The sequence below is a fragment of the Ilyobacter sp. genome (assembly GCF_041583315.1).
GTDB lineage: Bacteria > Fusobacteriota > Fusobacteriia > Fusobacteriales > Fusobacteriaceae > Ilyobacter.
Genome location: NZ_JBFHGC010000600.1, coordinates 1 through 1639, shown reverse-complemented (window position 1 = coordinate 1639; position 1639 = coordinate 1). Strand labels below are relative to the sequence as shown.

Annotated in this window: 1 protein-coding gene; it reads left to right on the top strand. The window is 34.7% G+C overall.

What is annotated here, in order from left to right:
* Positions 1–567: 567 nt before the first annotated feature.
* The coding region (locus tag ABZA26_RS14605; RefSeq protein ID WP_372715219.1) for a hypothetical protein at positions 568–1639 on the top strand (1072 nt) is incomplete at its 3' end.

Genomic DNA, 1639 nt, shown 5'->3' with positions numbered 1-1639 from the left:
GACTGGATCTATTCCATATTTTAGTGGAATATTTGCAGCAATAGCTTCACTTATTATAGTATTCAATAAAAGTAAATCCAGCAAAAAGGTTGAATATTTAGAAAGAGCTTAGACTCTTTTGCAGAAAGAGCCGTTTTTTTAAGTCGGTTCTTTCTGCAAGGAGATAACTGATGTAAAAATGCATTGACATTAAACAAAAGATGAGTTATAATAAGTCGATTTGAAAAAAGTTGGTGAAAAAATCAAGTTTTTTAGGATATTTCGTATCTGGAAAATGCAATTAGTTATAGCGTATTGTTTTGTTGGTAAAGATTAAAGATGGCAGTTGCCAAGACTTTAATAGACCGATGCAAAGTAATTTCTTTGTGCTGGCCTATTTTTTTATGCGGATTTTTAAAAAAAATATCTGTGAAAAAAGTATTTTTGCATTATTCGAATTCAAAAATACATATGTTGTGATTTGTAAACACTGTTTTAAATTTTGAGGGAACAGTCTTGTTTACAGAAAAATATCTAATATTGAATATAACTTTCTTAAATATAAAACTTCAAGGAGGTAAACAGAAATTGGAACAAATAATAGACCAAATTGTACACATTTCAGCTCTAAATCATTTTTTTATCACTATGCTTATCCTGATCACTATGGTGCTGGTATCAAGAACGGTTGTAGCGGGGACTAAATATTCCTCTATACTCATAATTGTTGTATTTGGACTTGCAATGGGGTTCTTATTGGTAAAAAGCCAGATGGCGACTCCGGGATTAGCTGAATTCCCTATGGTAGTATTAGCGAGTAAAACTACGGTAATAGCTCTTATAGCATCTTTCTTTGTAGGTGGACAAGAGATAAAGAAGATATTCTGTAAAGAGGATCTCAAGATAGACGATATCATGATTCCTTCTAAGGAAGAGACAATTCTTGGGACAAACAGTACGCAGATATTCTTTCTCATAAGAGCATTCTTTATTTTAATAGGGATACAGACAACTCATAGCTTAATAGTCGGAGTTCAGGGTGAAGGTGTCCTTGGAAAATCATATATGCTGCTGGCATATCTGAGTATTGTATTAGCAATTATCTTTATTGATAACAAAGCGAAGATAGCAAGTAAGCAGATTTATATCAGAAAAGGTTTTGTTGAAATGCTTGCTATATTGGGGATATTAATACTTTCACTTAAAATAGCATCAGCTATTAAACCCATTATTGCACTTCCCCAGATATTCTTTGCTATGCTTATATCTGCAGGTTTAGGGATGGTATTTTCAAACTGGAAATTCGGTCCGACTCTAAATGCACTTTTATTTGCAGGTATTCCAGTAGTACTGGCAGGTAGTTTCCTTGTAGGCGGATCTAGAATGGCAGATGCTTTTAAAATAGCAGGTGTCAAGAATGTTATGATTTATGGATTTGCAGGGCAGGTATTCTGGATGTTCTCTGGACTGGCTATACTGATATTTTTATGTAAATCAAACAATATAAGAAACCTGGCCCCGGGAATGGCAGGAGCACTTTCCCACTCTGGACTAACGGGTGCATGTACCGGTGGAGACCTAGGAGAAAAGGCTGCATCAAGAGCTCCGATAATGATAAATATTCCATTCTTCGGACACGTATTTGTATTCTCTATTCTGG